5 protein-coding genes are annotated in these 4,425 nt (G+C 64.0%); 2 read left to right on the top strand and 3 right to left on the bottom strand.

What is annotated here, in order from left to right; genetic code table 11:
* Nucleotides 1–242 precede the first annotated feature (242 nt).
* Together AC1D00_RS28800 and AC1D00_RS28795 are read right to left on the bottom strand one after the other, a co-directional pair.
* Entirely contained in the window at nt 243–800 is a 558-nt protein-coding gene (locus tag AC1D00_RS28800) for a PQQ-dependent catabolism-associated CXXCW motif protein (RefSeq protein WP_477012996.1), read from the bottom strand.
* On the bottom strand, nt 797–1,678 hold the full coding sequence (locus AC1D00_RS28795) for a substrate-binding domain-containing protein (protein WP_477012995.1): 882 nt from the start codon (nt 1,676–1,678) through the stop codon (nt 797–799). The genes AC1D00_RS28800 and AC1D00_RS28795 overlap by 4 nt, the downstream gene beginning before the upstream one ends.
* A gap of 129 nt (nt 1,679–1,807) precedes the next feature.
* Between AC1D00_RS28795 and AC1D00_RS28790 the strand changes: the two genes are divergently transcribed.
* Nucleotides 1,808–2,734, top strand: coding sequence for a quinoprotein relay system zinc metallohydrolase 2 (locus tag AC1D00_RS28790; protein ID WP_477012994.1), 927 nt, complete (start codon nt 1,808–1,810; stop codon nt 2,732–2,734).
* A 70-nt stretch (nt 2,735–2,804) separates the two neighbouring features.
* Complete coding sequence (locus tag AC1D00_RS28785) at nt 2,805–3,617, top strand: quinoprotein dehydrogenase-associated SoxYZ-like carrier (RefSeq protein ID WP_477012993.1); 813 nt, start codon at nt 2,805–2,807, stop codon at nt 3,615–3,617.
* 251 nt (nt 3,618–3,868) lie between these two features.
* Here the strand turns inward: AC1D00_RS28785 and AC1D00_RS28780 are convergent, their stop codons facing one another.
* Nucleotides 3,869–4,228 carry a hypothetical protein gene (locus AC1D00_RS28780; protein ID WP_167771181.1) on the bottom strand — a complete coding sequence of 120 codons (360 nt, stop codon included), beginning with the start codon at nt 4,226–4,228 and terminating at the stop codon, nt 3,869–3,871.
* Between the last annotated feature and the right edge of the window lie 197 nt (nt 4,229–4,425).

Raw genomic sequence — 4,425 nt, 5'->3', positions numbered from 1 at the left:
CCGCGAGTCCGTCCAGTCGACGTTCGCGCAACGCTCTACCCACATCGTCATTGCGAGCGGAGCGAAGCAATCCAGAGTTCCTCCGCGGAAACATTCTGGATTGCTTCGCTCCGCTCGCGATGACGAGGAGGAGGCAAAGTGTCTCTCTCTGACACCACTCCCGCGGAGCCTCCCCCTCACCCCAACCCTCTCAGCGCGAGCGAAGCTCGTCGCGCCCGCAAGAGGGGCGAGGGAGAACACCTTCATTGATCCGGGCGCGGCTGCGGCTGCGCCTCTTCGGTCGGCAATGCCGCACGCTCCCAGCCGTCGGTGCCATAGGGATACCAGGCGATGTTGGAATAGCCGTACGCCAATGCACGCTTGGCGGCGTTCCAGGACATCCAGCARTCGGCCAGGCAATAGATCACGAGCAGCGCGGCCTTGTCGCCGCGCGACGCTTGCGCGAGGCCGCGCCGCAAATAATCGTCCATGGCTGGCGGCAAATTCCCGTAGCCGGTATCCGGCAGCCACAGGCTGCCGGAAATGTTTCTGCGCGGCGCATCGCGCCAGACGGTGCCTTCGGGAAGATTCTTCGGCTTCGGCGCGCGCGGCATCACGTCGATGAACGCGCCGCTCTTCGCGCGCCAGATCGCCTCGGCTTCGGCTGTGGTGAGCACGCGCGCGCCGGCAAGCGTCGCCGGCACCGGCGCGCGGTAATTGTCGGTGCGATAGCCCGCGGGCTCGAACGGCTCCTGCTGCTGCGCCCATGCCGGCGCCGCCAGGACGGCGGCGACCAGCGCAGCGGCAACGCGCCGCCTCATGGCGCCTTCTTGGCCGTCTCCGCGCCGAGTGGCCGGTCGCTCTCGTCCAGCAAGGGAACGCCGAAGTCGAGCAGGATCTTGTTGATCTCGCCCTGGTTCTCCTGGATCAGCTTGTTGAGCTGCCGCTTCCAGTTCTGGTCGGCGGGACGCACGCCCATGCCGATGCGATAGACCAGCTTCGGACCGGTGGTTTCCTTCACCAGCGGCGTGACGTGGAGCGAGCCGGCCTTCTTGGCATAGAAGCCAGCCATCGGTCCCCACAGCACGCCGGCGTCGATCTTGCCGGCCGAGAGGTCATCGATCATCGCCTGCGCGGAATTGTCGAAGCGCGTATCGATCATCAGCGGATAGGGTTTTGCGTCGCCCATCAGGCCGGCGATCGCCATGTTGGTCGCAGGCGGCGTGCCGGCGACGATGCCGACATGCTTGCCCTTCAACTTCGGGTCCTCAAGCGTGTCGACGTCCTCGAGCCCGCTGCCGGCCTTTGCGACCAGCGCATAGGTCGTGCGGTAGTAGGGATTGGTGCCCTGCACGAGGTCGTCGCCTTGCGGGAAGCCCATGATGACGTCGCAGCGATGCGCGCCCAGCGTCATCCGCACGAAGCCTGTGGCCTGCGGGAAGAAGACGTAGTCGAGCTTCTTCCCGAGCTTGTCGGCGAACAGCTCGGCGAGCTTGTTCTCGAACCCCTCGCCCTTCTCGTTTGAGAACGGCAGATTGCGCGGATCGGCGCAGACCCGCAGCACCTTTGGGTCGACCAGCTCGAACGAGAGGTCTCCGGTCTCGCTGGTCTGCGCCATGGCGACGTCGCCCAGCGCACAGGACGCAACCAGACCCCACAGCAAGAACAACCAGCGACGATGTCGTCCGGCCTCCGTCATCGCGCTTCCTCCTCGTTTTGTTTGAATGTTATCCATGCAACGCATGACGCGCCATGTTTTGCCAAACTTTGTGCTGGCTTCCCTTTGTTACAGTGCAATGCAGCAAACCCTTTGAACTGAGGCGGAAAAGTGTCTCACATCGCTTCAAGGATCGCCGCCCTGACCCTGCTCGGGATAGCGACGCTAGCACGCACGGAAGCAGCCGAATTGCCTGTAAGCGAAGTCGCGCCGGGAATCTTCGTACACTCCGGGACCATCGCCCTGATGACGCGCGAGAACGAGGGCGACATCGCCAATGTCGGCTTCATCGTAGGCGCTGATGCGGTTGCCGTGATCGACACCGGCGGCAGCCTCCGCGAAGGCGAGGCGCTGCTGGCGGCCGTGCGGGCTCGCACCGAGAAGCCGATCCGCTACATCATCAACACCCACGGCCATCCCGACCATGTCTTCGGCAATGCGGCCTTCCTTGCGGAAGGAACCAGCTTCGTTGGCAACAGCAAGCTGCCGCAGGCCCTGGCAACGCGCGGGCCCTACTATCTCGACAATTTCAGACGCATCATGGGCGGCGAGCTAATCGATCCCGTGAAGATCGTACCGCCCACCCTGCTCGTGTCGGACACGATGACGCTCGATCTTGGATCGCGCCGCCTGACCTTGCGGGCCTGGCCCGCCGCGCACAGCGACAGCGATCTGACGGTGTTCGACGAGACGACCAAAACGCTGTTCACGGGCGACCTCGTCTTTCTCCGCCACATTCCGGTCATGGACGGCAGCATTCGCGGCTGGCTTGCCCTGCTCAAGGAGCTTGAAACGGTTCCGGCAACCCGCGTCGTTCCCGGTCACGGCCCCGTGAGCGATTGGCCTGCGGCGCTCGCCGATGAACGACGTTATCTCACGACGATGCTGTCCGACGTCCGCACACTCAACAAGAAGGGCGCGTCGATCCGAACCGCCGCGGACAAGGCAGCTGAATCGGAACGGACGCACTGGCAGCTGTTCGACGACTACAACGCCCGCAACGCAACCGCAGCATTTTCGGAAATTGAATGGGAGTAGCGGGCGCGCTACGCTATGCCAGGATCAGCTTCGCGGACCCTGACTGCTTCGTCCGCACGGGACCATGACCATGACGGGATGCATACGCCGCCTGCCCCTGATCGCCCTGCTCCTCGCCTTCGCTGTGCCGACGAATGCCGAGGAGGCCTACGATCCCTGGCCGGGTCTGGTGCAGGACATTTTCAGCAACCGTCCCATGAGCGACGGCGCCGACGTGATCGGCATCGAGATGCCGTATCGCGCCGAGGATGCGGCCATCGTGCCGGTGACCCTGCGCAGCAAGCTCTCGCCGGGCGATGCCCGCCGCATCCGTTCGATCACGCTGGTCATCGACCGCAACCCGGCGCCGATGGCGGCGAAGTTCGAGCTCGGGCCGGATGCCAATGTCAGCGAGATCTCCACGCGCGTGCGGGTCAACAACTACACCGACGTCCACGCGGTGGCCGAGCTCAGCGACGGCCAGCTCTACGTGTCGAAGACCTATGTGAAGGCCTCCGGCGGCTGCTCCGCGCCGGCTGGAAAGAATGTCGAGGAAGCGAAGAACCGGCTTGGGCAGATGCGCTACCGGCAATTCGCGCGCGAGGACGCGCCGGCGAGCCGCGTCCGCGAGGCGCAGATCATGATCGGCCATCCCAACAATTCCGGCCTGCAAATGGATCAGGTCACGCAGCTCTATATTCCCGCCTTCTTCGTCAACCAGTTGAAGCTGACGCAGGACGACAGCCCCGTTCTGTCGATGGAAGGCGGCATCTCGATCTCCGAAGATCCCAATCTGCGCTTCATCTACGTGTCGAACGGCGCCAAGCGCTTCCGCGCGGAAGCCAAGGACACGGATGGGCACGTGTTCCGCAATGAGTGGGACGTGGAGAAGCCGGGGACGTAGTCGCGAGGCTTGCGCTGACTTACCCTCTCCCCTTGTGGGAGAGGGTGGATCGCCGCGTAGCGGCGAGACGGGTGAGGGGTATGCTTCCGCGAGCGACACTCTCAAACGACTGAGCGTGAGGAGAGATACCTCTCATCCGGCGCCATAGCCGATGCGAAGCATCGGTGTTCTCAAGAACGGCGGCCGAAGGCCGCCTTCGCCACCTTCTCCCACAAGGGGAGAAGGGATTGCACCGTCTATGCGGCGCTAAATCAGAAACACCTCACCTCGGCCTCGGCCTGCGCCCGCCTCAAATCATTCACCGCCGAATTCGCCTGCTCCGAGGTGCGAAACTGGACGCCGAGATTGCCGCGGACCTGGGACATGCTGAGCGCGGTCTCGGCGGTGACGTAGCGCTCATAGGTGACGATCGAGGCAACCACGTCGATCGAGCAGGAACATTGCTCGATCGCGGCCCGTGTCTCGCCATTGGCCTTCATGCAGCCATAGACGTACTCCGCACGCGCCGACGTCGGATAGTCGTTGGCCTCCTCGGCGCGCGCCGTGGACACGGCCGCCACCAGCACCGCCAATGCGGCGACAATCGGTCGTAGCTGTCCCGCCAGATTCATGAGCGTCCTCCCGCTGGTTGCGACGAAAGCTATGCTATGCGTATTGTCCTGAAAAGCACTCCCTTCGAGGAAACGGCTCACAAGGTGATGAGAGCACTTGGTCGAACATTGGCGCTCGCGGTGACGCTGGCGCTGACACAGGTCGCAAGCGGCCGCGCCGCGGATAGCATCCGCCTTGCGGTGCAGAAGACCGGAAC

The sequence above is a fragment of the Bradyrhizobium sp. P2_E8 genome (assembly GCF_056403875.1).
Note: the sequence above shows the minus strand (reverse complement) of the source record. Positions and strands in the feature narration are given on the sequence as shown.

Bases quoted from the DNA above. Each gene is read 5' to 3' on its own strand.
- AC1D00_RS28780 (WP_167771181.1), bottom strand. From the start codon at position 4,228: ATGAATCTGGCGGGACAGCTACGACCGATTGTCGCCGCATTGGCGGTG.
- AC1D00_RS28785 (WP_477012993.1), top strand. From the start codon at position 2,805: ATGACGGGATGCATACGCCGCCTGCCCCTGATCGCCCTGCTCCTCGCC.
- AC1D00_RS28795 (WP_477012995.1), bottom strand. From the start codon at position 1,678: ATGACGGAGGCCGGACGACATCGTCGCTGGTTGTTCTTGCTGTGGGGT.